Origin of the sequence: Paraburkholderia lacunae (assembly GCF_003353175.1) — a bacterium.
Lineage (GTDB): Bacteria > Pseudomonadota > Gammaproteobacteria > Burkholderiales > Burkholderiaceae > Paraburkholderia > Paraburkholderia lacunae.
On record NZ_QHKS01000016.1, the window covers coordinates 15,152 to 38,858 of the forward strand.

23 protein-coding genes and 2 pseudogenes are annotated in these 23,707 nt (G+C 61.6%); 17 read left to right on the forward strand and 8 right to left on the reverse strand.

Annotated elements, in window-relative coordinates:
* Window positions 1-108: 108 nt before the first annotated feature.
* The 9 genes and pseudogenes from DLM46_RS23335 (at window position 109) to fghA (ending at window position 7,243) form a co-directional block, all read left to right on the forward strand.
* The gene (locus DLM46_RS23335) at window positions 109-1,137 is read left to right on the forward strand and encodes a GlxA family transcriptional regulator (RefSeq protein ID WP_115104312.1); all 1,029 of its coding nucleotides are present in this window, start codon (window positions 109-111) and stop codon (window positions 1,135-1,137) included.
* Window positions 1,138-1,253: 116 nt separating this feature from the next.
* Window positions 1,254-1,646: a cupin domain-containing protein gene (locus DLM46_RS23340; RefSeq protein ID WP_115104607.1), complete on the forward strand. Its 393-nt coding sequence runs from the start codon at window positions 1,254-1,256 to the stop codon at window positions 1,644-1,646.
* Between the two features lie 145 nt (window positions 1,647-1,791).
* Window positions 1,792-2,502: pseudogene (locus tag DLM46_RS23345) on the forward strand (LysR family transcriptional regulator); the annotation flags it as partial.
* Between the two features lie 61 nt (window positions 2,503-2,563).
* Window positions 2,564-2,839: pseudogene (locus DLM46_RS23350) on the forward strand (2Fe-2S iron-sulfur cluster-binding protein); the annotation flags it as partial.
* Window positions 2,840-2,994: 155 nt separating this feature from the next.
* Window positions 2,995-4,224, forward strand: coding sequence for a M24 family metallopeptidase (locus DLM46_RS23355; RefSeq protein ID WP_115104313.1), 1,230 nt, complete (start codon window positions 2,995-2,997; stop codon window positions 4,222-4,224).
* A 105-nt stretch (window positions 4,225-4,329) separates the two neighbouring features.
* Window positions 4,330-4,566, forward strand: a complete 237-nt coding sequence (locus DLM46_RS23360; protein ID WP_244306341.1) for a hypothetical protein — start codon at window positions 4,330-4,332, stop codon at window positions 4,564-4,566.
* Window positions 4,567-4,886: 320 nt separating this feature from the next.
* Window positions 4,887-5,162, forward strand: a complete 276-nt coding sequence (gene frmR, locus DLM46_RS23365; protein ID WP_115104314.1) for a formaldehyde-responsive transcriptional repressor FrmR — start codon at window positions 4,887-4,889, stop codon at window positions 5,160-5,162.
* Window positions 5,163-5,227: 65 nt separating this feature from the next.
* Window positions 5,228-6,337 carry an S-(hydroxymethyl)glutathione dehydrogenase/class III alcohol dehydrogenase gene (locus tag DLM46_RS23370; RefSeq protein WP_115104315.1) on the forward strand — a complete coding sequence of 370 codons (1,110 nt, stop codon included), beginning with the start codon at window positions 5,228-5,230 and terminating at the stop codon, window positions 6,335-6,337.
* Between the two features lie 75 nt (window positions 6,338-6,412).
* Entirely contained in the window at window positions 6,413-7,243 is an 831-nt protein-coding gene (gene fghA / locus DLM46_RS23375) for an S-formylglutathione hydrolase (RefSeq protein WP_115104316.1), read from the forward strand.
* 42 nt (window positions 7,244-7,285) lie between these two features.
* Here fghA and DLM46_RS40465 read toward each other — a convergent pair whose 3' ends face one another.
* On the reverse strand, window positions 7,286-7,447 hold the full coding sequence (locus tag DLM46_RS40465) for a hypothetical protein (RefSeq protein WP_244306353.1): 162 nt from the start codon (window positions 7,445-7,447) through the stop codon (window positions 7,286-7,288).
* Here DLM46_RS40465 and DLM46_RS23380 point away from each other — a divergent pair.
* Window positions 7,385-7,543: a hypothetical protein gene (locus DLM46_RS23380; RefSeq protein ID WP_244306350.1), complete on the forward strand. Its 159-nt coding sequence runs from the start codon at window positions 7,385-7,387 to the stop codon at window positions 7,541-7,543. The genes DLM46_RS40465 and DLM46_RS23380 overlap by 63 nt on opposite strands.
* Window positions 7,544-7,983: 440 nt before the next feature.
* Here DLM46_RS23380 and DLM46_RS39600 read toward each other — a convergent pair whose 3' ends face one another.
* The 6 genes from DLM46_RS39600 to DLM46_RS23410 form a co-directional block, all read right to left on the reverse strand.
* Window positions 7,984-8,139, reverse strand: a complete 156-nt coding sequence (locus tag DLM46_RS39600; protein WP_165848051.1) for a hypothetical protein — start codon at window positions 8,137-8,139, stop codon at window positions 7,984-7,986.
* A 47-nt stretch (window positions 8,140-8,186) separates the two neighbouring features.
* Window positions 8,187-9,182, reverse strand: coding sequence for an ABC transporter substrate-binding protein (locus tag DLM46_RS23390; RefSeq protein WP_115104317.1), 996 nt, complete (start codon window positions 9,180-9,182; stop codon window positions 8,187-8,189).
* Between the two features lie 384 nt (window positions 9,183-9,566).
* Complete coding sequence (locus tag DLM46_RS23395; RefSeq protein WP_115104318.1) at window positions 9,567-10,697, reverse strand: porin; 1,131 nt, start codon at window positions 10,695-10,697, stop codon at window positions 9,567-9,569.
* An 81-nt stretch (window positions 10,698-10,778) separates the two neighbouring features.
* A complete protein-coding gene (locus DLM46_RS23400) occupies window positions 10,779-13,064 on the reverse strand; it encodes an LPS-assembly protein LptD (protein WP_115104319.1) in 2,286 nt (761 codons plus the stop codon).
* 158 nt (window positions 13,065-13,222) lie between these two features.
* Window positions 13,223-13,609, reverse strand: a complete 387-nt coding sequence (locus tag DLM46_RS23405) for a hypothetical protein (protein WP_115104320.1) — start codon at window positions 13,607-13,609, stop codon at window positions 13,223-13,225.
* Window positions 13,602-13,790 carry a hypothetical protein gene (locus tag DLM46_RS23410; protein ID WP_115104321.1) on the reverse strand — a complete coding sequence of 63 codons (189 nt, stop codon included), beginning with the start codon at window positions 13,788-13,790 and terminating at the stop codon, window positions 13,602-13,604. Before DLM46_RS23410 ends, DLM46_RS23405 begins: the two co-directional genes overlap by 8 nt.
* A gap of 350 nt (window positions 13,791-14,140) precedes the next feature.
* On the opposite strand from DLM46_RS23410, the gene bamA reads away from it, so the two are divergent.
* Window positions 14,141-16,450 (forward strand): outer membrane protein assembly factor BamA, encoded by a 2,310-nt coding sequence (gene bamA / locus DLM46_RS23415; RefSeq protein ID WP_208866318.1) that lies wholly within the window; start codon window positions 14,141-14,143, stop codon window positions 16,448-16,450.
* 243 nt (window positions 16,451-16,693) lie between these two features.
* Here bamA and DLM46_RS23420 read toward each other — a convergent pair whose 3' ends face one another.
* Window positions 16,694-17,644 (reverse strand): D-2-hydroxyacid dehydrogenase family protein, encoded by a 951-nt coding sequence (locus DLM46_RS23420; protein ID WP_115104322.1) that lies wholly within the window; start codon window positions 17,642-17,644, stop codon window positions 16,694-16,696.
* 459 nt (window positions 17,645-18,103) lie between these two features.
* On the opposite strand from DLM46_RS23420, the gene DLM46_RS23425 reads away from it, so the two are divergent.
* The 6 genes from DLM46_RS23425 to pqqE all read left to right on the forward strand — a co-directional run bounded on the left by DLM46_RS23425 (window position 18,104) and on the right by pqqE (window position 23,631).
* Window positions 18,104-20,101: a sigma-54-dependent Fis family transcriptional regulator gene (locus DLM46_RS23425; protein WP_115104323.1), complete on the forward strand. Its 1,998-nt coding sequence runs from the start codon at window positions 18,104-18,106 to the stop codon at window positions 20,099-20,101.
* A gap of 325 nt (window positions 20,102-20,426) precedes the next feature.
* The gene (gene pqqA / locus DLM46_RS23430; RefSeq protein WP_006410019.1) at window positions 20,427-20,501 is read left to right on the forward strand and encodes a pyrroloquinoline quinone precursor peptide PqqA; all 75 of its coding nucleotides are present in this window, start codon (window positions 20,427-20,429) and stop codon (window positions 20,499-20,501) included.
* A 68-nt stretch (window positions 20,502-20,569) separates the two neighbouring features.
* Window positions 20,570-21,493, forward strand: a complete 924-nt coding sequence (gene pqqB, locus DLM46_RS23435) for a pyrroloquinoline quinone biosynthesis protein PqqB (protein WP_115104324.1) — start codon at window positions 20,570-20,572, stop codon at window positions 21,491-21,493.
* A 2-nt stretch (window positions 21,494-21,495) separates the two neighbouring features.
* A complete protein-coding gene (gene pqqC / locus DLM46_RS23440; protein ID WP_115104325.1) occupies window positions 21,496-22,215 on the forward strand; it encodes a pyrroloquinoline-quinone synthase PqqC in 720 nt (239 codons plus the stop codon).
* Entirely contained in the window at window positions 22,212-22,493 is a 282-nt protein-coding gene (pqqD, locus tag DLM46_RS23445; protein WP_115104326.1) for a pyrroloquinoline quinone biosynthesis peptide chaperone PqqD, read from the forward strand. The genes pqqC and pqqD overlap by 4 nt, the downstream gene beginning before the upstream one ends.
* Window positions 22,465-23,631 carry a pyrroloquinoline quinone biosynthesis protein PqqE gene (pqqE, locus tag DLM46_RS23450; RefSeq protein ID WP_115104327.1) on the forward strand — a complete coding sequence of 389 codons (1,167 nt, stop codon included), beginning with the start codon at window positions 22,465-22,467 and terminating at the stop codon, window positions 23,629-23,631. Before pqqD ends, pqqE begins: the two co-directional genes overlap by 29 nt.
* Window positions 23,632-23,707: the final 76 nt, after the last annotated feature.

Below are 23,707 nucleotides of genomic sequence, written 5' to 3' on the forward strand. Positions count from 1 at the left end.
TTCGACCAGCATGAGCAGGTCCGTCGAAAGACGACTCTCCTCGGCGGCTTCCAGAGCGCTTCTCGAGTGCTTCTACAGCGTTAATGCAGCGTTAATGCAGGCAGTCCCATGTTTAACGACCCCATTCATCGCGGAACCGCCCGGCCGCTCCGCTTTGGAATCGTGCTGTTGCCCAATTTCACACTGACCGCATTTTCCGGTTTCGTCGACCTTCTCAGGCTGGCCAGTGACGAAGGCGACATGAGCAGGCCAGTCCGCTGTTCGTGGACCATCGTCGGCGAATCTTCTACGCCCGTGCGGGCAAGCTGTGGCATCCAGGTCACGCCGTGGACAACCTTTGAGGAAGCCAGACCCTTCGATTACGTCGTGATCGTCGGCGGCTTGCTGCACTCCGGGCCGTCCGCAAGCAAAGCCACGCTCCAGTTCATTCGTGAGGCCGCGAAAACGTCCGCCACCCTGGTCGGCATTTGCACAGGGGTATTTGCCTTGATGCGGGCCGAAGTGATGGACGGATATCGCCTATGCGTGAGCTGGTTCCACTACTGGGATTTCGTCGAGCGCTTTCCGGGCATTGACGAACGTAATCTTGTTGCGGACCGGCTGTTCGTCATCGACCGACGCCGGATTACCTGCTCAGGCGGACGGGCCTCGATCGATGTGGCAGCGGCTATCCTGCTGCGCCATGTCGAGGCCACAGTCGTGCAGAAGGCGCTGCGTATCATGCTTGTGGATGACGCCCAGAAAGGCAATGCCCCGCAGCCGCATCCTCCGGGACTCGAACCCGCGACACACCCCAAGGTAAGGCGCGCGATCCTGTTGATGGAACAGCACATGGGTCAGCCGTTGAGCCTGGGAGAACTTGCCCGACGTCTCGAGATGTCCGTCCGACAGCTCGAGCGGCTGTTTGCCGCGGAAACGGGCAAGTCGCCGCACGCGTACGGGCGACAGATCCGGATACGCACGGCATCCTGGCTGCTGACGAGTTCTGACCGGACGGTGGCCGATATTGCAACGTCCTGCGGTTTCTCCGACGCTTCGCATCTTGGCCGTGAGTTCCGAAAACAATATGGCGAATCGCCGAACGCCTATCGCGTGGCTCGACCGCAGAGCGACGCGCCAACGCTGGCCGCCGGGTAGCGCGTGGCCAACTGGACCATGAACATGGCATGCAAGCGGCCCGGCTTCCCGAACAGCGAGCGGCCGAGGCACGACAGGCAGGACTTCCCCTTAACCGACACTGGATACCGCAGATCATGACTACCGCGCACGATGAAATGGTTCTTTTTGGATTGAACGTCAAGAATGGGCGACGCTGTTATTCCATCGATGAGCGCGACTGGCAGCCTATGAAAATCGGCGAAACAGTGCTACCTGGCTTTCTGTGGATTCCTGTTGCCGATGATGAGAACGGTGCGTGGAGCAGCTACTGGATGCGTCTGCAACCAGGGGCGCGGTCGTTCGAGCACCAGCACGACTCGACCGAGCTGATTCTTGTTCTCGACGGGGTGTTCACGGATGACGACGGCACGGATTTCCTGCCGGGACAGACGGTGTCCTACCCGGCCGGATCGCGGCACAGTACCTTCTCGCAAGACGGCTGTACGGTACTGGTCGTCGCTCATACCGGGTCGACGATAGTTTCTTAACCACAAGCCACGCGCCCCTGAGTCACGGGAGTGTGTTGACCATCAGCGCTGAGCGGCATGCTGAGCGGAAATTGTTAAATCCGCTCGTCATGCCTTTGTCGAAAATATTCATACACCGCTGCCCTATTTTGACTGGAGGGGCGAAATGAAACCGGCAACCGCACGGACTAAGGGATACCGGCGACTTGTCCCTTCGCTGACAGCGCTCGTCGAGTTCGAGGCGGTCGCGCGGCACGGGAGCTTCACTCTGGCGGCCGATGAGCTAGGTGTGACCCAGGCCGCGGTAAGCCGGCAGGTCAAATTTCTTGAGGAAACGCTCGGGATTCGGCTCTTCGACCGTCTGCATCGTTCAATCAAACTCACTGAGGAAGGTGAGGCCCTGTATTTTATCGTCGCCGAGTCGATGCAGAAAATTGCAGGCGTGTTCGACCGACTAGCCAGCGGCCCGGTCCAACAGGAACTGGTGCTTGCGGCAACGTCTGCATTCTCACATTTTCGCCTCCTGCCTCGGCTGGGGTCCCTCAAGAAGGCTCAGCCGAATCTTCAGCTTCGCCTCTCCACGCAGATGTTCACCGCGGACCTCCGCCCCAAAGAAATTGACGTCGCCGTACGATTCGGAAACGGACGATGGGGAGATGGCAAGGCAACCTTCCTCTTTGACGAAGAGGTCTTTCCTGTCTGCTCGCCGAATTGGGTGAAATCGCGAGGCGCGCCAGAATCGCTGCAGGACGTCGCCCACGCCGCCCTCATCGAGTCGGATTCCACTTCGGAAGGCTGGATGGGATGGGATGAGTGGTTTCACGCTTTGGGCGTGAGGCCGGTGCGATTGAACTTTGCGCTGCGCAGTAGTCTTTATTGTTGCACCGGTACTTGCCCCTGCCCCTGCCCCTGCCCCTGGCCCTGCCCCGCAAGAGAGCATGACAGCTCAGGAAACCTTCACGGTAAAGCTTGCCCGCTCCGCCAGGACGTTCACGATGAACCCGTCGGATACCGTGCTTGCGGCTGCAAAAAAAGCGGGAGTCGCAATTGCATCCTCTTGCAGTCAGGGTATGTGCGGCACCTGCAAAACCAGGGTACTCGAAGGCACCGTGGATATGCATCACAACGGCGGGATTCGAGACAGAGACGTCCAGAAGGGTTTCCGCCTTCTATGTTGCAGCCGCCCTACCTCCGATCTGGTGCTGGAACTCTGACCGACCATTCCATGAAACGGGCAACGTCGCGCGCTGAGTGTTCTGCGGCGACAGTTGCATTCCGGGAAGGCGAGTCCCCTGTCCGGTCGCCCGGCAACCGGAGCACGCCAGATTCGAGTTTCATATAAAGCGAGATGGTTCCCCGGAGGAATTGCATGTCTGCCAGTGAGACGATTGATACGAGTACTGCCGCCAATCCGACACGGACGAACAATACGTTGCCCGACGTCAGGGCCCACAGGCTGGCCCGGGTGCGGGAACAACTCCATAAGAACAACTGCCCCGCGATATTGCTTTACGATCCGGTGAACATCCGTTACGCAACGGACACATCGAACATGCAAATCTGGACGGGACGCAATCCGTCGCGATATGTGATGGTGTTTGCCGACGGTCGCGTCATCGCCTGGGAGTTTCACAGTTGCGAGCATGTGTGGGATGGCCTGAATCTGGGCCTCGAAATGCGCAGTGCTGTCAGTTGGACCTTCTTCAGCGCGGGCACCGAAGCCGAGCGCCGCGCTGACGTGTGGGGGGCCGAGATTGTCGATGTGCTGAGCAAGCGTGCACCGAACGAGCGCCGTCTGGCGGTCGACCGGCTCGACCCCATCGGCGCCGCCTATCTGATCAGGAACGGCCTGACCCTTCTGGACGGACAGGCCATGATGGAGATGGCCCGGACAGTTAAGTCGTCAGGCGAGCTCGTGCTCATGAACGAGTCCCTACGCGCATGCGAGAAAGGGATTGAGCGCATGCATCGCGAGCTTCAGCCTGGCATGACCGAGCAGGACCTCTGGGCAAACCTTCACCACGAGAATATCCGGCACGGCGGCGAGTGGATTGAAACCCGCCTTCTCGCCTCGGGAGACCGGACCAATCCATGGATGCATGAATGCTCCTCGCGGGTTCTGCAGCACGGCGAGTTGCTAGCGTTCGATACCGACATGGTCGGACCGAATGGCTACTGCTCGGATATCTCCCGGACATGGACGGTAGGCCATACCCGACCGTCCGACGAGCAGCGCAGGCTCTATGAGGCTGCCTATTCACAAGTCCATTTCAACATGGATCTGTTGCGCCCCGGTATGACATTCCGGGAATTCTCGGAAAAGGCCTGGAAGATGCCGGAGCTATATCTGAAGAACAGATATAGCTGCGTGGCGCACGGCAACGGCATGGTCGACGAATATCCGTCCATCGCGCATCAGGTTGATTGGGAAAGCGGCGGCTACGACGGTCAGTTTGAAATCGGCATGACGCTTTGCGTCGAGAGCTATATCGGCGCAGAAGGAGGAAATCAAGGCGTGAAGCTGGAGCAGCAGGTGGTGCTCACCGAGAGCGGTTGCGTGCCGCTCACCTTGTGCAGCTTTGAAACCGGCTGGTTGTGAGGCCGGCGCGAGTAGAGCTGTATTCCAGCGTAGAACCGCGCAGCCATTTGCCTGACGATCGGTGCATCGTGCACGCTGCCGGTACCCGGCCTGGTGCGGGCGCTCATGACTGTCGAAACGGACGTTCAACTGCCGCTCGAACGCATCGCCACAGATAACCTGGTGCCTGCGCCGGCCAACGTACTGATGGATCGGTTGGCCGGGATGTTTCCAGAAGCGTACGCAAGTCAGGCACAACTACGAACGCTACAGCGCCGGGTCAAGGCGTGGCGAGCAGAGCGCGTAAAAGAACTGATTCTGGGCGGCCTGCGAAAGTCCGCTGATGCGCCAGCCGAAGTGTGAGTTGCGGAAAAGTTGAAAGTCGCCGGGGGCCGGGCGCTCCGCACCCGGCAAACCACGAAAGAAGAGAAGAGAAGAAAGAAAGCGAAACGACAACAATCCGTCGGGTAACATTCTTTCGTGAGGCAACACGCTACGCCTCCATAGTTGTCATGAGACCGACATCCGTGCATGCCGTGCCACCGAGCAATGTCCGCCGTTACATTGGACGAAGTGTCAAGGCTGGCCTGGTCACAGCGATCCCCAAGATCGGATGAATTGCCAGGTATACTCCCCACCAGTATCCGATATATACTCCCGCCCAGTTCCCATGGAAGGAAGACATGCCGCACACTCCCGAGGAAAAGAAGCGCGTTCTGGCACGCGTACGCCGCGTAAGAGGACAGATCGATGCGCTCGAGCGTGCACTGGCAGAAGGCGCCGAATGCGGACCGATTCTTCAGCAGATCGCCGCCGTCCGCGGCGCCGTCAATGGATTGATGGCCGGCGTCCTTGAAAGCCATCTGCGAGAGGAGTTTTCCCATGTTGCTGAAACAACCGAAAGCTCGCAGAAATCCATCGACGAAGTCGTCTCCCTGGTGCGTTCCTACTTCCGCTGAATACGTTGACGGCCGTCCGAATGGCCGGTTGTCGAATCCCTTTCTTTCTCGTCCAAAGGACTGACATGAAATCGCGTGCTGCCATTGCGTTCGCGCCCGGCGAACCCCTGCAAGTTGTCGAGATCGACGTCGAGCCGCCCCGTGCGGGCGAAGTGCTGGTGAAGATCACCCACACCGGCGTATGCCACACGGATGCCTTCACGCTCTCGGGCGATGATCCGGAGGGTCTGTTCCCTGTCGTTCTGGGCCACGAAGGCGCCGGCGTTGTCGTGGAAGTCGGTGAAGGCGTGACCAGCGTCAAACCGGGTGACCACGTGATTCCGCTCTACACTGCCGAATGTGGCGAATGTCTGTTCTGCAAGAGCGGCAAGACCAACCTGTGCGTAGCCGTGCGCGCCACCCAGGGCAAAGGCGTGATGCCCGACGGCACAACCCGTTTCAGCTACAACGGCAAACCCGTCTACCACTACATGGGCTGCTCCACGTTCAGCGAGTACACCGTCGTGGCGGAGGTATCGCTGGCGAAGATCAATCCGTCGGCCAATCACGAACAGGTCTGCCTGCTCGGTTGTGGCGTGACGACGGGGCTCGGTGCAGTGAAGAACACGGCCAAGGTGCAAGAAGGCGACACTGTGGCCGTGTTCGGACTTGGCGGAATCGGTCTCGCGGTCATCCAGGGCGCGAAGCTTGCCAAGGCAGGCCGCATCATCGCCATCGACACCAATCCGGGCAAGTTCGATCTGGCGCGCGCCTTCGGCGCCACCGACTGCGTGAACCCCAAGGATTTCGACAAGCCGATCCAGCAAGTCATTGTCGAGATGACGGGCTGGGGGGTAGACCACAGCTTCGAATGCATCGGCAACGTCAACGTCATGCGCGCGGCGCTCGAATGCGCTCATCGCGGCTGGGGACAATCGGTGGTCATCGGCGTGGCCGGAGCCGGCCAGGAAATCTCGACGCGTCCGTTTCAGCTCGTCACCGGCAGGCGCTGGCTCGGCACGGCCTTCGGCGGCGTCAAGGGCCGATCGCAGTTGCCAGGCATGGTCGAAGACGCGATGAACGGCAAGATTCAGCTCGCGCCGTTCGTCACTCATACGAAATCGCTTTCGGACATCAACGAGGCATTCGATCTGATGCACGAGGGCAAGTCGATCCGAACCGTCGTCCACTACTGAAGCCTTGCATAGGAGAATGAACATGTCTGCTCATGCAGCCAAGGCCAAAACGACTTACCGGGAGGCCTGATCGCCATGGAGCGAATCGAGCGGCACGCGAGCCACGATGGATACCAGGAAGTGTGGAAACACGCTTCCGTCACCCTTGGATGCGAAATGCGGTTCGGCATCTATTTACCGAACGCAGCACTGCACGGCAGGAAGTGTCCCGTTCTGTATTGGCTCTCCGGCCTGACCTGCACCGAGCAGAACTTCATCACCAAGGCCGGTGCGCAGCAATACGCCGCGAGGCACGGCATCATCATCGTCGCGCCGGACACCAGTCCGCGCGGCGACGATGTGCCCGACGACCCGGGCTATGACCTCGGCAAAGGTGCCGGATTCTACGTCAACGCGACGCAGCAGCCATGGGCACGGCACTTCCGCATGTACGACTATGTGGTCGACGAGTTGCCGAGATTGGTCGAGTCCGAATTTCCCGCGAGCGATGCTCGGGCAATCAGCGGGCATTCGATGGGAGGGCACGGCGCGCTGACCATTGCTATGCGCAATCCCGAACGCTATCGCAGCGTATCGGCTTTCTCGCCGATCGTCGCACCGAGCCAGGCGCCGTGGGGCGAGAAGGCGTTCACCGCGTATCTCGGCACCGATCGTGAAGCATGGAAGCAGCACGACGCCGTGGAATTGATCGCAACCACGACCAGCAGACTGCCGCTGCTGGTCGACCAGGGCACCGGTGACGAATTCCTGGAAAGCCAGTTGAAACCGGAACTCCTGCGCGCCGCCTGCCAGGCAGCCGCGCACCCGCTCCAACTGAACCTGCGACCGGGTTACGATCACAGCTACTACTTCATCGCCACTTTCATCGGCGAACATCTCGACCATCACGCGAAGGCGCTTCGCTGATCGGCCTTCACGAGCTCGGTGCCATCCAACGACGCGCTTGCGTCACACAAAAGAGATCGATCGCGCCGGCAGCTCGACGAGGTCGCTGCGATATCGGGCGTCGGCGTGGCAATGCTGCCCAGGGAACTGGTTGAGGCCGATATTCAGGCCGGCCGACTGCACCACCTGCTGCCAGGTCTGGCTAGCACGCCGGGCCTCGTCCATGCGATCTTTCCCAGGCGCCGAGGCATGGTTCCGGCCGTCCGTCACTTGCTGGATGCGCTCGTGGCAGGATTCGAAGATCTGAACCGGCAGCGCTAGAACGGTCGCCCGCGACGAGCACATCCATCGCTGTGGTGGGTAGGTCCCGCATGCGTCAGCAGCGGCCGGAAAGCGAGGCCTTGCATCAGGAATAAGATTGGCGGCCGAACACAAAACAAAGCGGCCGAGGCTTCCTGCCGATACAGGCAAGAAGGACTCAGCCGTCGACCGTTTCGCTCTGAGAATGTGGCCCGCATCAAGATCGCAGTGAGCACAACGGTGTTCCCGAATCGCACAGTAATCTGATCATCCACCAAGGTTGCGACTCCATCGCATCCTGACCGACCAAACAACTATTCACCGATGAAGGAATCCCGCGCCGAAAGTCGAGGTGCCAAACTTCACGTAGCCATCGATAACGGCGCGCGTGTCGGTTTGCGAGCCAAGCGGCAGGGGCGAGCCGGTGCCTCCCCCTCCATAGTTGCGATCGACGGCCGTCGCTACACCCCATTATTCAGCGTGCCCTGCGACACCCCTTCAGGCTCGTCGACCTGCTGCTCCGGTTGCTGGATGGTCTGGTCTTCAGAAGCGAACGAACTGTCGAAGCTGGGGGTGGCTATCCCTCGCGCCTTGCGCCATTGGTCCTGCTTGCTCACGCCCGCGTCACGACACGGCCACGCAACCGCGCAAGCGGCTCCATGCTTCAGACATTCGCGATGTGCGTGTCGGAAATCGCGCGGACGTCGATGCGGCGCGGCAGGATGGCGTCGCGATTCGCACTGTCGGCCACTTTCTGAAGCGCGGCGATATCCGCATCGTTGACAAAATGCTGTTTCAGCGAAGCGCGCCGCGTGATCAGCCTCGCGGCATCGAGCGGCGAGCGCGTGAGTGTCGCGTAGATCTGCGCGTAGGCGTCGGGGTTCGCGAGCGCCCAGTCGCCGGCGCGCTGGAACCTAAGCAGAACGTCGGCTATCGCAGCGCGTTTGAGTGCGTCCGTGAGCGCGGCGCCCGACGCGGTGATAAAGCCCAGACCGCTATTGATGCCCGTGCCGTCGCGCAGAATCCGCGCGCCGCGCTGCACGGCGATGCCGTAGTAAGGATCGAACGTCGCCCATGTTTCGATCGATCCCGACGCAAATGCGGCGAAGGCGTCGACGGGAAGAATGAAACGGACCGTGACGTCCTCCCTGGAAAGACCCGCTTCGGCAAGCGCGCCATATAACTGGAACTGCGAAATACTGCCGCGCGCCGACGAAACGAACACTGTGCGCCCCTTCAGATCGGCAACGCTGCGAATCTTCGAGTCCGGCGCGACGAGAATGCCGAGTTGCGCGCCCGAGCCCACGCGCGTCGCGACGATTTTCAAGGTCGGATCGCCGAGCGCCGCCGCGAGCACCGGCAAGTCGCCTGCCGGCGCGAGATCGACGGCGCCCGCGCGTTGCGCCTCGAAGAGCGGCGCCGCGCCCTGAAAGTTGGCCCAGCGAAAAGCATACGGTGCGCCGTCGAGCACCTTCGCGGCTTCGGCGAGCGCACGTGTGCCGCCGGCCTGATCGCCGAGCACGAGCGTAGTCGACGCTAACCCGGCGGCGTGCGCGCCGCCCGAAGGCGCGATACCGGCGACGGCCAGCGCGGGAACCGCGCCGAGCAGTTTCAGCGTGCGCCGGCGCATGGAAGAAGTCGTGGAAACAGAAGCGGCCATATGCCCTCGCTTGCAATAGAAGCGCCAGCGTAGCGACTGCAACGCGCCTTGAGAATCAAGCGATTCCGATAACGTTATCTCGATCGGCTATTTGACCTGCGCGTGCCTGCCGTAGTCGGACCGGCGTGGCAGCCGGTGCTTCATGGTGACGCTGCTCGACAAGCTGGACGGCACCACCCAGCGGCTCGGGTATGCGGAAAAATCGCTTGAGCACGACTAGCCGCGCAATAGCAACAACAAATACTGGCCTTCCTGACCCGCAGCGCCTCGCCCCACGGGGCGATTCTCCACGCCTGAATAACAAAACCCCACGCTCCGAAAAACGTGGGGTTGGTCAGCAGTCTGAAGCCCGCGGTAGCGGGCTTTACTACTATCAAACGTCGATCAGAACTTGTGGCGGATACCCACGGTCACGGTAGCCTGCTTGCTGGAACCCGAATCGCCCGTCGCCGAACCGATGACAGCTACAGCAGCAGTGCCCGACGAGTCTTGTGTTCCTGATGCAGTCGTGTACGCTGCCCACGCATAGACATCCGTACGCTTGCTCAGCGAATAGTCTGCTGCGACAGCGAACTGGTTGTACTTCGCCGACGAGTTGCCGCTCGACTTCAGGTACACGTAGCCAATCTCGGTTTGCAGCGGTGCCGAGACCTGCCACACGGCGTACACCGAACCCGTGTTGTACTTTTCCGCCTTCTTGAACGTCGAACTGGCGTCTGCGGTGTATTCGGCGTAGCTGTAGTAGCCGCCCAAGGTCACCGCGCCGAATACGTAGTTGCCGCCGATACGGGCATTGTTGATCGACGCGGCGGTGGAATACGCGGCGTTGACCGACGAGTTGAACAGCGAGTCCCACGTCGTCGTGCCGCGGTTCGTGCCGCTGCCGTTGCTCATGTGGTAGTAGCCCGCTGCCAGGTTGACCGGACCATTGCTGTACGCGGCTGCAGCGGCATAGCTCTGACCCGAACCCAGCGCACCTGCCACCCCACCCAGCGAGTACATGGTTTCGAACTGGAGGCCGGACCAGGACGGTGAAGTGTATTTGATCGAGTTGTTAACGCGCGCGCTGTTGTCGGCGTTGTCGATGTCGCCCGGCGAGATGAATACGCCACCGAGGAAGCCATCGCCCTGAACCGGCTGAACCAGGTCAACCAGCGGATCGTATTGACGCCCAGCCGTGACGGTACCCCACTTGTCGCTGCTCAGACCGACGAACGCCTGGCGGCCGAACAGGCGGCTCCCCTGACCGAGCTTGCCATTCGTCGAGTTGAAGCCGCTTTCCACCGTGAAGATCGTCTTCAGACCACCACCGAGGTCTTCCGAGCCTTTCAGGCCCCAGCGGTTGCCGGATTCGTTACCCGACGACATGCTGATCGACTTTTTGCCGCCGTCGTTGGAGACGTACGTCAAGCCCGTATCGATGATGCCGTACAGCGTGACGCTGTTTTGTGCGTGAGCTACGCCAGTTGCGCCGAGCATGGCCAGCGAAAGCATTGCGAGTGCGGTCTTCTTCATCTGTGTCCTTGAGTTTTTGGCTGCGGTTTTGTCGCATTGAGGAGGCGGCCCTTCATGCTCGCGCGCTGAAACGGAATCACGTTACGGATAGTCGCTGAACCTCGACACCGGATCGCTTCCCGTCGCCACCGGCGTATAGCCCGGCACGTTCGCGCGAAACTGGTTGAGCAAACCGTTATCCACTTGCGAAAAACCCTTCAGCTGAAGCTGCATCATCACACGCGCGCCGGTGCTCGGCGACGTCGTCGAACTGGTGGCGTTGGTGTACTTTTCGAACGCGAGACCCAGTGACCAGCAATCCGCGTCGTACTGAAGCCCTAGCAAGCCCGCGATCAACCGGTGCGCGCGCATGTCGTAATTCACTCGCGCGACGCTGACGACATTGCGCATGAGCGGCCATTGCCCGGACACGATGAACTGATTGACCGGTTGATAATCGAGCGTGCTATTGGCGCGGGTATAACGATACGCCACGTTCAATACCTGCCTGACGCCCGGCGCCCAGCCGAAGCCGGCTTCCGCATGGGTGAGGTAATGATTGGCCTGACTGTATTCCACCGCCTGTTCCGCGGAGAAACCCGGGCCGAGCTTGTACGAAGCCCCTACGATCACACCCGTGCGCGCCACCGTCGCCAGCGAATCGCTCGTGCCGAGCGTCACGTGCGGCGCGGTGAAGTCATACTGCTGCGCGAGAACGAAGCGGGCGCGCTCGTCGCCGCTCGCGGCGTCGATGAAGCGCGTGGTCAGCGCCGCCGTGGCGCGGTTCGCATCGGACACGCGATCGTTGCCGACGAAGCTGTTTGGCATGAACAGTTCCGCCAGCCCGAAATCGGCGGTGGCGGTATCGAACAACGGCGCGTACGACTGATTGCGGTACGGCGTGTACACGTAGAAGAGCCGCGGCTCCAGCGTCTGGATATACGATTGCCCGAACAGCCGCACGCTCCGTTCGAAGCGCATGCCCGAGTCGAGGCTGAAAGTCGGCACGTTGACGCTGAACGACTTCGGCTCGCCGGAGGGCACGTCGGTGCCGATCGACGTCAGGTCGTACGCGGCAAAGTGCCATGCGAGCTTCGGCGTGATGAACCAGCCGGGACGCTCGATCGGATAGGCAACGTAAGGGTTGAAAACGAAACGGCTGCCTTGCGTCATATCCGCGGTCGAGATCGTGAAGCGTGTGGCGTCCGCTTCCGCGCCGAAGTCGAAGCCGCCCACGTTGTAGCGCGCGTAATGGACGTTGACCTGCGGCTCGCGGTTATAAGTCGAATCGCTCGAAAAAGCCTGCCAGCGCTGCTCGCGGGCCAGCACGCTCCACGGCCCGTTCGAATACGTCAAGCCGGCTTCCTGTTGATACAGCGTGGTGGAACCAGTCGGAAACGCCACGCCCGAAGCGAGATCGGTCACGACCGTCGAATCCGAGACCCGGTTGTAGTTGACGTAGGCGCCGAAGCCCGAACCGAGATTCCAGTTCTGTTTCAGCGCGATCGAATAGCGGTCGGTTTTGGTGAGCGCATCGTGCGGCAGCCATGCCACGGAGATCGTGCCGGAATCGTTCGGCCGCAGATAGCGGTAATCCGCCGTCAGCATCGCGCCCCGGTTCGACATGATGCGAGGCGTCAGCGTGAGATCGTAGTTGGGTGCGAGGTTGAAGTAATACGGCAGCGCGACGTCGACGCCGTTGGTCGAGCCGATCGAAAACGTCGGCGGCAGAATACCGCTGCGCGGCGCGCCCGATAAGGGAAACGACAGCCACCGGCTCGCCAGCAGCGGCACGCCCTGGAAAAACAGCACGCCGTTGTACGCAACGCCCTCGTCATTGCCGTTGTCGATATCGAATTCGGATGCCTTCAGATACCACGCCGGCGCCGACTCGCATTGGCAGGTGCTATAGGTGCCGCGATGGACGACGGTGCGCTCGTTGTCGACCACGTCGACGCGCTGCGCGCTGCCCCACCCGCCCGTCAGATGAAAGCGGTACTTCGGCACGCTGATGTAGCCTTCATTCGCCTCCACGTAGAAGTGCGCGTCCGGCCCGGCGAACACATTGCCGTTGTCGACCAGCTGCACGTGACCGTAGGCGTCGACCTTGTCGCTGCCCACGTCGTAATGCAGCGTGTCGCCCTTCACGATCGACGCATAACGCCGCAGTTGCGCGTGGCCCTTGAGCGAAACATCCGTGTCGGTGGTGGTCGTCACCGAATCGGCAATGGCCGCGGTGGCGGGTTTGTCGCCCGCCCGCACGGGCTGTTCGCTCAATTGCGGTGCAAGCCGCAGGCCCCAGACGCCATCGAGCGATTCCGCGATCGCGGACGCGCCCGACAGCTGCGCATGGCCGGCGAGCGGCACGCATCCGGACGTCCAGAGCATGAGCGAAACGAGTGGTCTTAAACGGAGACGTCGAAATACACTGCGCGATGTCAAAACAGGTAAGTATCGGAAAGGGGAAAGAACGCGTCGGCGCGAAGAAAAACCTGGGCGTGCGCCCGTCTTGACCACCGTGTCGACCACGTGGTCCGCATACGCTGTTACTGCAAGGTGACGTCGCTCGAGGGGGACTCGCTCACGCCCGCCGCGCCGCCCAGCGCCTGCAGCAGATAGGGAATCTGGCCGGCCGGCAAAGAGAACGACAACCCCGCGCTGCCGGAGAGGCGAAAGCGGATCACGACCATTTCCATGCCGTTGAGGCGCCCGACTTCCCAGCCCTGACAATGCAGCGCGAAGCCCATTTGCTGATTGTTATGAATCACGCGGTCGGCGTGCTCGATCGCATTCGGCAGCGCCACCAGCAGATCGTTGAGCACCGAACGGTGCAACGCCGCCGTGGGCTGATCGCCGTGAATCAGCAGATATTGGCCGTCCGCGGTCAATTGCATATTGGTGATCGAATTCAACATGAAGGTCGCGTCAGACATGCCAGGCACCCTCCTGCGTGCTCGCGGCGCGGGCCGGCGTCCTGCTTTGCGCCACGCTCGCCGTGCGCCCGGCGTAGCGCGACGTGAACAGCGACGCCATGGCGAGCTGTGCTGAAAAGATCGGTGCTGAACTGACGCGCAAGACCGCTGCAAGAACTGCCGGGGACAGTAATTCAATCATGACCACTTCTCCAAATCGCGTAACGCAGGTAGCGGAATCGACAATTTGACGATATCAGCGCAAGCGCGCCGCTGGGTTACACGCGCCCTACGCATCCTTCGGTTCTGTAACCCATTATTTCGGCGCAAACGCTGTGATGCGCAGCGGCTCGCGCATCCGGCACGCCAGTCACGTTATCAACCTTAATGGGCAGAAAGTTTTCAGTAACGATCGGCGGCAAACACGTCCCTATACTTCGCGCTTTCCAGAGCCATGGAACGTCATTTCGAACGCATCGCTTTCTTTTCGACCTTTGCCTTCGAGCGTTGTCATCTGCGCTCCGCGCGCTGCATCAGGACTGAAAACCCAAGATGAACCTTCAAGTTTTAACGAGCCGACTGGCCGGCGCGCTCTCGCTCGCCGGCATCACGCTGACAACCGGCACGGCACATGCCGCCCCGCCGTTCGTGGTACAGGACATCCGCATCGAGGGATTGAAACGCGCCGAGCCCGGCACCGTGTTCGCCTACCTGCCCATCAAGCAGGGCACCACGTTCACCGACGACAAGGCTTCCGAAGCCATTCGCGCGCTCTACGCCACGGGCTTCTTCAACGACGTGCAGATCTCGACCGAGGGCAACGTCGTCATCGTTCGCGTTCAGGAGCGTCCAGCCGTCGGCACGATCGACTTCGCGGGCATCCACGAATTCGACAAGGAAAATCTCACCAAGGCGCTCAGTTCGGTCGGTTTGTCGCAAGGCCGTTACTACGACAAGGCGCTGGTCGACAAGTCCGAACAGGAATTGAAGCGCCAATACCTGACGCGCGGCTACTACGCCGCCGAAGTCACCACCACGATCACGCCGATCGACCGCAATCGCGTGGCGGTGCTGTTCTCGGTGGCCGAAGGGCCGAGCGCGAAGATCCGCCAGGTCAACCTCATCGGCAACGAGGTGTTCAGCACCGATACGCTGCGCGACGAGATGCAGCTGTCCACGCCGAACTGGTTCTCGTGGTACACGAGGAACGACCTGTACGCGAAAGACAAGCTCACCGGCGATCTGGAACATGTCCGCTCGTACTACCTGAATCGCGGCTACCTCGAGTTCAACATCGAGTCGACCCAGGTATCGCTGACGCCGGACAAGAAAGACATGTATCTGACGGTCACGCTGCATGAAGGCGAGCCGTACACGATCTCATCGATCAAACTCGCGGGCAATCTGCTCGATCGCGAGGCCGAATTGAACAAGCTGATCAACATCAAGGCGGGCGAGCGCTTCTCCGCGGAAAAACTGCAGGCCGCCACCAAGGCAGTCGTCGATAAACTCGGCGAATACGGCTATGCGTTCGCCACCGTCAATGCGCTGCCGAAAATCGACCAGCAGCATCACACGGTCGACCTGACGCTGCAGGTGGACCCGAGCCGCCGCGTCTACATCCGTCATATCAACGTGATCGGCAACACGCGCACGCGCGACGAAGTGGTACGCCGCGAAATGCGCCAGCTCGAAAGCTCATGGTTCGACGCGAACCGCCTCCTGCTGTCGAAAGACCGGGTCAACCGCCTCGGCTACTTCACCGATGTGGACGTGACCACCGTGCCGGTGGAAGGTTCGCCGGACCAGGTCGACGTGGACGTCAAGGTGGCCGAAAAACCGACCGGCGCGATCACGCTGGGTGCGGGCTTTTCGTCGACCGACAAGGTGGTGCTCTCGGCCGGCATCTCGCAGGACAACGTATTCGGCTCGGGCACGAGTCTCGCGATGAACGTGAATACCGCCAAGACGTACCGTACGTTGACGGTGACGCAAACCGATCCGTACTTCACGGTGGACGGCATCAAGCGGATCACGGACGTCTACTACCGCACGAGCTATCCGCTCTATTACTACACCGATACGAGCTTTCGCATCGTCACCGTCGGCGCGGACCTGAAATTCGGCATTCCGTTCTCCGAATCGGACACGGTTTATTTCGGCCTCGGGATCGAACAGAACCGGCTTACGACGGATTCCTCAACGCCGCAGAGTTATAAGGACTACGTGGCCGAATTCGGCCACGTGGTGAACAACGTGCCCGCCACGGTGGGCTGGGCCCGCGACAATCGCGACAGCGCGCTGGTGCCGAGCCGCGGCTATTTCCTGCAAGGCAACGGCGAAGTCGGTACGCCGGCCGGCGGCACTGAGTACTACAAGACGGACGTGCAGGCGCAGTACTACTATTCGTTCTCGCGCGGCTACATTCTCGGCCTGAACCTTCAGGGCGGTTATGGCAACGGCTTCGCCGGCAAGGCGTATCCGATCTTCAAGAACTACTACGCGGGCGGCATCGGCTCGGTGCGCGGCTATGAATCCGGCTCGCTCGGCCCGACCGACAAGACGACCGGCGACCCGATCGGCGGCTCGCGCATGGTCGTAGCGAATGTCGAGATGACCTTCCCGTTGCCGGGCAGCGGATGGGACCGGACGCTGCGCGTCTTCACGTTCCTCGACGCGGGCAATGTCTGGGGCGACGAAGGCAACAGCACCGGCGCTAACGGCTTGCGCTACAGCTACGGCGCGGGACTGGAATGGATTTCGCCGATCGGGCCGCTGAAGCTGTCGCTCGGATTCCCGGTCGTCAAGCACGCGACGGATAAGTATCAGAAGTTCCAGTTTCAGATCGGCACGTCGTTCTGAGTCGTAGGATTCGCTCCGCAACCATCAGGCATACGTCTTTCGTCGTTCGTTACCGGTAAGCCTGGCGAAGCGGGATTGCAAGCGGGATTGAAAGCGCGCGGTGATCCTCCGTGTCGCCCGGCACCGGGCAGCGCGATCACCCGCTCCCTGCTGGTCAGCGCGCCGGTGACTCAACAGAACCACGGCGTGCGCGGTTCAACGCTTCGGCGCGGCGGCGCTCGGCACGCACGGACTTCGTGCTGGCTACTGTCTCTGATCGAGCCAATCGACAATATTGCGTACCGTATCGCCATAGAACGTCTCATACATCTCACGCGTCACATAGCCGATATGCGCTGTGGCGAGCACGTTGTCCAGCGTTCGCAACGGATGCGTCGGATCGAGCGGTTCGGTATCGTAGACGTCGAGTGCCGCACCTGCGATCCGCCCACTCCTGAGCGCAGCAGTCAACGCCGCGGTATCGACAATCGGACCGCGTGACGTGTTGACGATGCGGCTTGTCGGCTTCATTTTCGCGAGCTCTGCTGCGCCGACCAGACCTCGCGTCCGGTCGCTCAACTGAAGGTGGATCGAAAGAAAGTCGGAAGTCGCGAACAGCGTGTCCTTGTCCACCCGTTGTACGCCTTTCGATTCCGCACGCTCAGCCGTCAGGTTCTGGCTCCACGCAATCACATTCATCCGGAATGCGCGGCCGATCACGCCGACCGCCGACCCGACATGGCCAAGCCCCAGAAGGCCAAGCGTCTTGCCGGCCAGTTGCGTTCCGAGCGTGCGCTGCCAACCGCCTTCGCGCAATGATTGGTTCTCGACTGGAATATTGCGGGCCAGGGCCAGGATCAACGCCCATGTCATTTCGATGGTCGGTGTAGACGAGTATCCGGTGTGAGCGACCTTGACGCCGCGCTCAGCCGCCGCGTCCGTGTCGATCGACGCGTTGACCGGCCCCGTCGAGGCAATCAGCTTGAGATTGGGAAGTTGCTCAATAATCGTGCGCGTAAGTGGCGTACGTTCGCGCATGACGCATAGCACGTCGAATGGCTTCAGGCGCTCGATAATCTGCGTGGTGTCCGCCACGTGGTCGTTGAAGACGGTGAGGTCCGCACGGCCCTTCAGTGGGGACCAGTCGGCCACGTCGAGCGCGACGTTCTGGTAGTCGTCGAGAATGCCGATTCGGATAGGAGACGGGCTAGACATGTGTTCCTCCAGAAGAATACGGGCAGGCCTCGGTGCGGGACCGCTTCAATCGAAAGCGGCCCTGAGACCACCCTTATTACGCGATGATGCGGGTCTAGTCCGGGACGCGCCAGTAGCTTATTTTTTCGCGGCACCGCCGTTTCGTCCCCAGGAGCCCCAACGTCTCGCCGGTCTCACCGTGCCGCGGAGGCCGCCAATGCGTCGTGCCTTGATTCAGATCAAGCCCGTCGTCCCGTTCGGGGCGAACATGCAATGCATCGCCTGGTGTCCAGAAGGGCGTCTTCTCGGCCCACCGGTCGAATGCTTCGCCTCTCGAACGCATCGGAGTCACGAAGCCGCTCCAAGCCGCCAATAACCCCGGTTCTCCCGAATGGGACGTCGAATCTGGCGCGCGAATTGCTTCAGATTGTGCCCACACGGTTCTGGCAAACGACCAGACCTGACTCGCAGGAGGAGACAATGCGCGCTGATGTCCATCACGCCGCGACGGCAATCGCACCGCGTGAAGCGGCCTGGCTCACGCCATCCATTCAGAAATCGCACGAGCGGTCGCAAACATTCGGCTTGAGCGCCTCGATGCGGCCGGACTATGACGTCCTGCCGGCCGCGGAGCTGGCGTTGAAGCTGGAACAAAGCCGGATCCTGTGCGCGCATGCCACCCCGGTGATGGAAACGCTGCACGATCAGATCGTCAATACGCAAAGCATGATTGTGCTGACCGACGCTGAAGGGCTCATTCTGCATTCCATCGGCGACGACGATTTTCTGAGGCGGGCGGAAAAGGTTGCGCTGCGTCCGGGCGCGAATTGGGCGGAGGAGCGGCAAGGAACGAACGCTATCGGGACGGCCATCGCCGAATGCTCTCCCACGGTCGTTCATGGCGAGCAGCACTACCTGGCCGCCAACCGCTTTCTCACCTGCTCCAGCGTGCCGATCCTCGATCCGTATGGCGACCTGATCGGCGTGCTCGACGTCACGGGCGATCACCACAGCTACCACCAGCACACGATGGCGCTGGCCAAGATGTCCGTGCAGATGATCGAAAATCATCTGTTTACCAGTACCTTTCGCGAGACGTTGCAAATCGCCTTTCACGGCCGGCCCGAGTTTCTCGGCACGTTGATGGAAGGCATCGTCGCATTCACCTGCGATGGCCGCTTCCTGTCGGCCAACCGCAGTGCGCAGTTCCAGTTGGGCATGCCGCTCGCGGCATTGCGCGCGCATACGCTGTCGTCGCTGTTCGGCCTGACGAGCGCGCAACTGATCGACCGCCTGCGCACAAGCCGCGATCGCCATCTGTCACTGAACCTCAATAGCGGCGCGGTCATTTGTGCGCACGTCGAGTTTCGGCGCGCCACACTCGCCGACGAGGGCCTGTTGCCGCAGGCGTACGGTGCGGCAAAGCCAGTGCTGCGTGCCGACCCGCCGCCCGCGGCTGTCGACGCAGACAAGCTGTCGAAACTCAGCTATCTGGACACGGGCGATCCGCAGATCGCGGCGGTCATCGCCAAGGTCCGCAAGGTGCTCGGCAAGGACATCCCGATCCTGATCACAGGCGAAACAGGTACGGGTAAAGAACTGCTCGCCCAGGCGATCCACAACGATTCGCCGCGCAGGTCGGGCGCGTTCGTCGCGGTCAACTGCGCGTCGATCCCGGAGAGCCTGATCGAATCCGAGTTGTTCGGCTACGAAGAAGGCGCGTTCACCGGCGCGCGCCGCAAAGGCGCCACTGGAAAACTGCTGCAAGCGAACGGCGGCACGCTCTTTCTCGACGAGATCGGCGACATGCCCTACCCGCTCCAGGTGCGGCTGCTGCGCGTGCTGCAGGAGCGTCTCGTCAATCCGCTCGGCTCCACGAAGTCCATTCCCGTCGATATCGCGATCATCTGCGCGACCCATCGCGATCTGCGCGAAATGATTGCGCAGAACCGTTTCCGCGAGGACCTGTATTACCGCCTGAACGGTCTTGTCGTGAAATTACCGCCGCTGCGCGAGCGCACGGATCTGGCCGCCGTGATCCGGAAGATGCTGCAAAGCGCGTCGCTGGATGAGGCCGACGGCCCGCCCCTGAGCGTCGCAAGCGACGTGATGACGCTGTTCGAACAATGCGCGTGGCCAGGCAATTTCCGCCAGCTCGGCAATCTTCTGCGTACGGCGGCCGTCATGGTGGATGAGGACAGCGAGATCCGACGGGAACACCTGCCCGACGATTTCTTCGACGATTTGCGCAGTGCCGCCGGGCCGGCCGCGGGCACGGCCGAAGCAGCCCCATTGCAGGGCGGGCGCTTGCAGGACGTGACTGCCTGTGCGATCGCGGCGGCGGTTGCCCAGCATCGCGGCAACGTCTCGGCAGCGGCTCGTGCGCTGGGCGTCTCGCGCAACACCATCTACCGGAAATTGCCGGCGTTGGCGGGCGCGGACGACGGAGTGGACGAGTTCGGAAAGCAGCCGGACTGATGCCGTGTGCGAGTTGGGAGAGCAGCGTCTCGCTGCGAACTTCGTAAAACAGAATGTGTTTCACGCGTGCTCCATATTGCAACAGCGGTGTCCTAGAATTGAGCAGCACGCTGTCGACATGGCGCTATCTGCCGGTCAAAGTCTGCACAGCGAAGCGCGTACTCATGGGTGAAAGCGCATTCATTCAGGACGCAATGCCATCGCCTTGTGCGGGTTTGCTCCGATCGCTCCGCTCGACCTCCCCGGCACAGAGCTTGCGTTGAATGAACTGACCGCTTTACCCATGCGGTTTTTCTTATCACATGCCGTACTCAAGGAGACAGCCATGCAGTGGACTACCCCCGCCTATACCGATCTGCGCTTTGGTTTTGAAATCACGATGTACATCGCCAATCGCTGAAGCAACGACGCAGCGCCGCCGCCCGTTGCAGCTTGTAAGCGTGCGCGGCGGCGCCCGGAGCATCGCCCATGAAGATCAAGATTCTTGGTTCGGGTGCAGGCGGCGGACTGCCGCAATGGAACTGCAATTGTGCGAACTGCACCCAGGCCCGAAACCGCGCCGGCGAGGTGTTACCGCGTACCCAATCATCGATTGCAGTCAGCGGGAACGGCGTCGACTGGATTCTGATCAATGCATCGCCGGACCTGCTCGCCCAATTGCGCGCGAATCCGGAATTGCAGCCCGCCCGCTCGATCCGCGATAGCGGCATCGCCGCCGTCATCCTGATCGACGCGCAGATCGATCACGTCACCGGCTTGCTGATGCTGCGCGAACGCACGACACCACTGCCGCTGTATGCCTGCGCGCCGGTGTTCGACGATCTCTCCACCGGCTTGCCGCTCGTTCCGCTGCTCGACCACTACTGCGGCGTCGAGCGTCACGAGATCGCGCTCGATCAACCCTTCACGGTCGCGCCGGCGCAGGGCATCCGCTTCACCGCGTTGCCGATCGAGAGCAAGGCGCCGCCCTATTCGCCACGCCGCGCCGAAGCCGCGCCTGGCGACAATATCGCGCTGCTGATCGAGAACGTCGCCACCGGTGCGCGCGTTTTCTATGCGCCGGGTCTCGCGGCCGCGCCGGAACCCGTGCTCGAAGCGATGCGCTCTGCGCAACTCGTGCTGGTCGATGGCACCTTCTGGTCCGCGACGGAGATGATCGACCTCGGTCTGTCCAGGCATCACGCGGCCGACATGGGTCATCTCGCGCAGTGCGGCTATCGTGGTCAGCCCGGCATGGTTCAGTTGCTCGACACACTGCCCAGTGCAACGCGCAAGGTGCTGATTCACATCAACAACACCAATCCGATTCTCGATCCGCATTCCGCCGAACATGCCGTGATACGCGCACGCGGCATCGAAGTGGGACGCGACGGAATGCAATTTCAGGTCTAGCCATGAACGCCTCGCTGCCCACCGCTGTTGCCCACACCGCCCCCTGGCCGCCGGACGAATTCGAAGCGCGCCTGCGCGCGCTCGGCGCGCACTATCACATTCATCATCCGTTCAACCGGCGAATGAACAGCGGCCAGTGTTCGCCGGAGCAGATTCGCGGCTGGGTTGCCAACCGCTTTTATTATCAGATCAATATCCCGCTCAAGGACGCCGCGATCCTGTCCAATTGCGACGACCGGCAGACGCGCCGCCTATGGATCGAGCGGCTGCACGATCACGATGGCTACGGCGACAACCCCGGCGGTATCGAAGCATGGGCGCACCTCGCCGACGCCGTCGGCATCGACCGTCATGCATTGTGGTCGCTCGAACACGTGCTGCCGGGCGTGCGCTTCGCGGTCGACGCCTATGTCAATTTCGCGCGGCGCTCGCCGTGGCAGGAAGCCGTCTGCTCGTCGCTCACGGAGATGTTCGCGCCGCAGATCCATCGCGACCGGTTGGCCGGCTGGCCGGACCTCTATCCGTGGATCGATTCGCAGGGGCTGCAGTACTTTCGCAGCCGCATTCCGCTCGCCCAGCGCGATGTCGAGCACGGGCTCGACGTCACGCTCAAGTACTTCAAGACACCCGACGCGCAACAGCGTGCCCTCGATATCCTGCGCTTCAAGCTCGACATTCTGTGGTCGATGCTCGACGCCATTGAAAAGGCGTACCCCGTATGAACGCCCCCCATCCCGACCACCAGGCCTGCCTGCGTCCACGTCTGCGCGCGATGTTCCGTCTGCAATGGGAAGACGCGCAAGATGCCTATGTGCTGCTGTATCCCGAAGGCATGGTCAAGCTCAATCCGAGCGCGGGCGAAATTCTCGCGCGCTGCGACGGAACCCGCGAACTGGACGACATCATCGGCGAACTGGAAGATCTGTTCAGTGCATCGAACCTTGCCGCCGACGTGTATCGCTTCATCGATCATGCGCGGCAACGCGGCTGGCTGGACTGACATGATTACCGCGACCGACACCCCAGGCGCTCGCCCATCCCCGCCGTTGTGGCTGCTGGCGGAACTCACGTATCGTTGCCCACTGCACTGCGCGTTCTGCTACAACCCGGTCGACTTCGCCAAGCACGGCACGGAACTCGATACCGGGACATGGTGCGATGTGATCACGCAAGCCCGGCGGATGGGCGCCGCGCAAATCGGTTTCTCCGGCGGAGAACCGCTGGTGCGCGACGACCTCGAAACACTGGTCGCGCATGCCCGCGGACTGGGCTTCTATACGAATCTGATCACGTCCGGTGTTGGACTCAACGAGACACGCATCTCAGGTCTGAAAGACGCCGGTCTCGATCACATCCAGCTTTCGTTTCAGGACTCGACGCGCGAAGTCAACGATTTCGTGTCCAGCACGAAGACCTTCGAGCTGAAACAACGCGTAGCGCGCCTGATCAAGGCGCATGGCTACCCGATGGTGCTCAATTGCGTGCTGCACCGCTATAACCTCCCGCACGTCGGACAGATCATCGAGATGGCGCTCGACATGGGTGCCGACTACCTCGAACTGGCGAACACCCAGTACTACGGGTGGGCCATGCTCAATCGCGAGCAGTTGATGCCGACCAGCGAACAGTTGCAGGAAGCCGAGGCGACCGTCAACCGGTACCGGGAACGGCTCGGCGACCGGTGCCGCATCCTGTTCGTGGTTCCCGACTACTTCGAGACACGCCCGAAGGCCTGCATGAACGGCTGGGGTTCGGTGTTTCTAGGCATCGCGCCCGACGGCACCGCGCTGCCGTGCCACGCGGCGCGCTCGCTGCCGGGTCTCGAGCTGCCCAACGTGCACGACGCTTCGCTCAGGGATATCTGGTACGACAGTCATGCGTTCAATGCTTTTCGCGGCGACGGCTGGATGCGCGAGCCTTGCCGGAGTTGCGACGAGCGGGACACCGATCACGGTGGCTGCCGCTGTCAGGCGTATCTGCTGACCGGCGATGCCGCGGCCGCCGACCCGGTGTGCGCAAAGTCCGAGCATCATGGGCAAATCGGGCAGGTGGTGACGCTCGCGCGGCGGCCGGTACGTGAGAGCGAGGCCAAGCCGCTGATTTTCCGCAGCAGGGACAACTCGTTGCTTCTGGGGTAGCACGGCGGTCTAGTTTGGATGTTTGGATGGCAGGTGACTGGAAAGGTACGTCGCCCTGTCTTTCGCTCGTACGTCG

Coding starts and splice junctions, on each gene's coding strand:
- DLM46_RS23335 (WP_115104312.1), top strand. CDS start 109: ATGTTTAACGACCCCATTCATCGCGGAACCGCCCGGCCGCTCCGCTTT.
- DLM46_RS23340 (WP_115104607.1), top strand. CDS start 1,254: ATGACTACCGCGCACGATGAAATGGTTCTTTTTGGATTGAACGTCAAG.
- DLM46_RS23355 (WP_115104313.1), top strand. CDS start 2,995: ATGTCTGCCAGTGAGACGATTGATACGAGTACTGCCGCCAATCCGACA.
- DLM46_RS23360 (WP_244306341.1), top strand. CDS start 4,330: ATGACTGTCGAAACGGACGTTCAACTGCCGCTCGAACGCATCGCCACA.
- frmR (WP_115104314.1), top strand. CDS start 4,887: ATGCCGCACACTCCCGAGGAAAAGAAGCGCGTTCTGGCACGCGTACGC.
- DLM46_RS23370 (WP_115104315.1), top strand. CDS start 5,228: ATGAAATCGCGTGCTGCCATTGCGTTCGCGCCCGGCGAACCCCTGCAA.
- fghA (WP_115104316.1), top strand. CDS start 6,413: ATGGAGCGAATCGAGCGGCACGCGAGCCACGATGGATACCAGGAAGTG.
- DLM46_RS40465 (WP_244306353.1), bottom strand. CDS start 7,447: ATGGACGAGGCCCGGCGTGCTAGCCAGACCTGGCAGCAGGTGGTGCAG.
- DLM46_RS23390 (WP_115104317.1), bottom strand. CDS start 9,182: ATGGCCGCTTCTGTTTCCACGACTTCTTCCATGCGCCGGCGCACGCTG.
- DLM46_RS23395 (WP_115104318.1), bottom strand. CDS start 10,697: ATGAAGAAGACCGCACTCGCAATGCTTTCGCTGGCCATGCTCGGCGCA.
- DLM46_RS23400 (WP_115104319.1), bottom strand. CDS start 13,064: ATGCTCTGGACGTCCGGATGCGTGCCGCTCGCCGGCCATGCGCAGCTG.
- DLM46_RS23405 (WP_115104320.1), bottom strand. CDS start 13,609: ATGTCTGACGCGACCTTCATGTTGAATTCGATCACCAATATGCAATTG.
- DLM46_RS23410 (WP_115104321.1), bottom strand. CDS start 13,790: ATGATTGAATTACTGTCCCCGGCAGTTCTTGCAGCGGTCTTGCGCGTC.
- bamA (WP_208866318.1), top strand. CDS start 14,141: ATGAACCTTCAAGTTTTAACGAGCCGACTGGCCGGCGCGCTCTCGCTC.
- DLM46_RS23420 (WP_115104322.1), bottom strand. CDS start 17,644: ATGTCTAGCCCGTCTCCTATCCGAATCGGCATTCTCGACGACTACCAG.
- DLM46_RS23425 (WP_115104323.1), top strand. CDS start 18,104: ATGCGCGCTGATGTCCATCACGCCGCGACGGCAATCGCACCGCGTGAA.
- pqqB (WP_115104324.1), top strand. CDS start 20,570: ATGAAGATCAAGATTCTTGGTTCGGGTGCAGGCGGCGGACTGCCGCAA.
- pqqC (WP_115104325.1), top strand. CDS start 21,496: ATGAACGCCTCGCTGCCCACCGCTGTTGCCCACACCGCCCCCTGGCCG.
- pqqD (WP_115104326.1), top strand. CDS start 22,212: ATGAACGCCCCCCATCCCGACCACCAGGCCTGCCTGCGTCCACGTCTG.
- pqqE (WP_115104327.1), top strand. CDS start 22,465: ATGCGCGGCAACGCGGCTGGCTGGACTGACATGATTACCGCGACCGAC.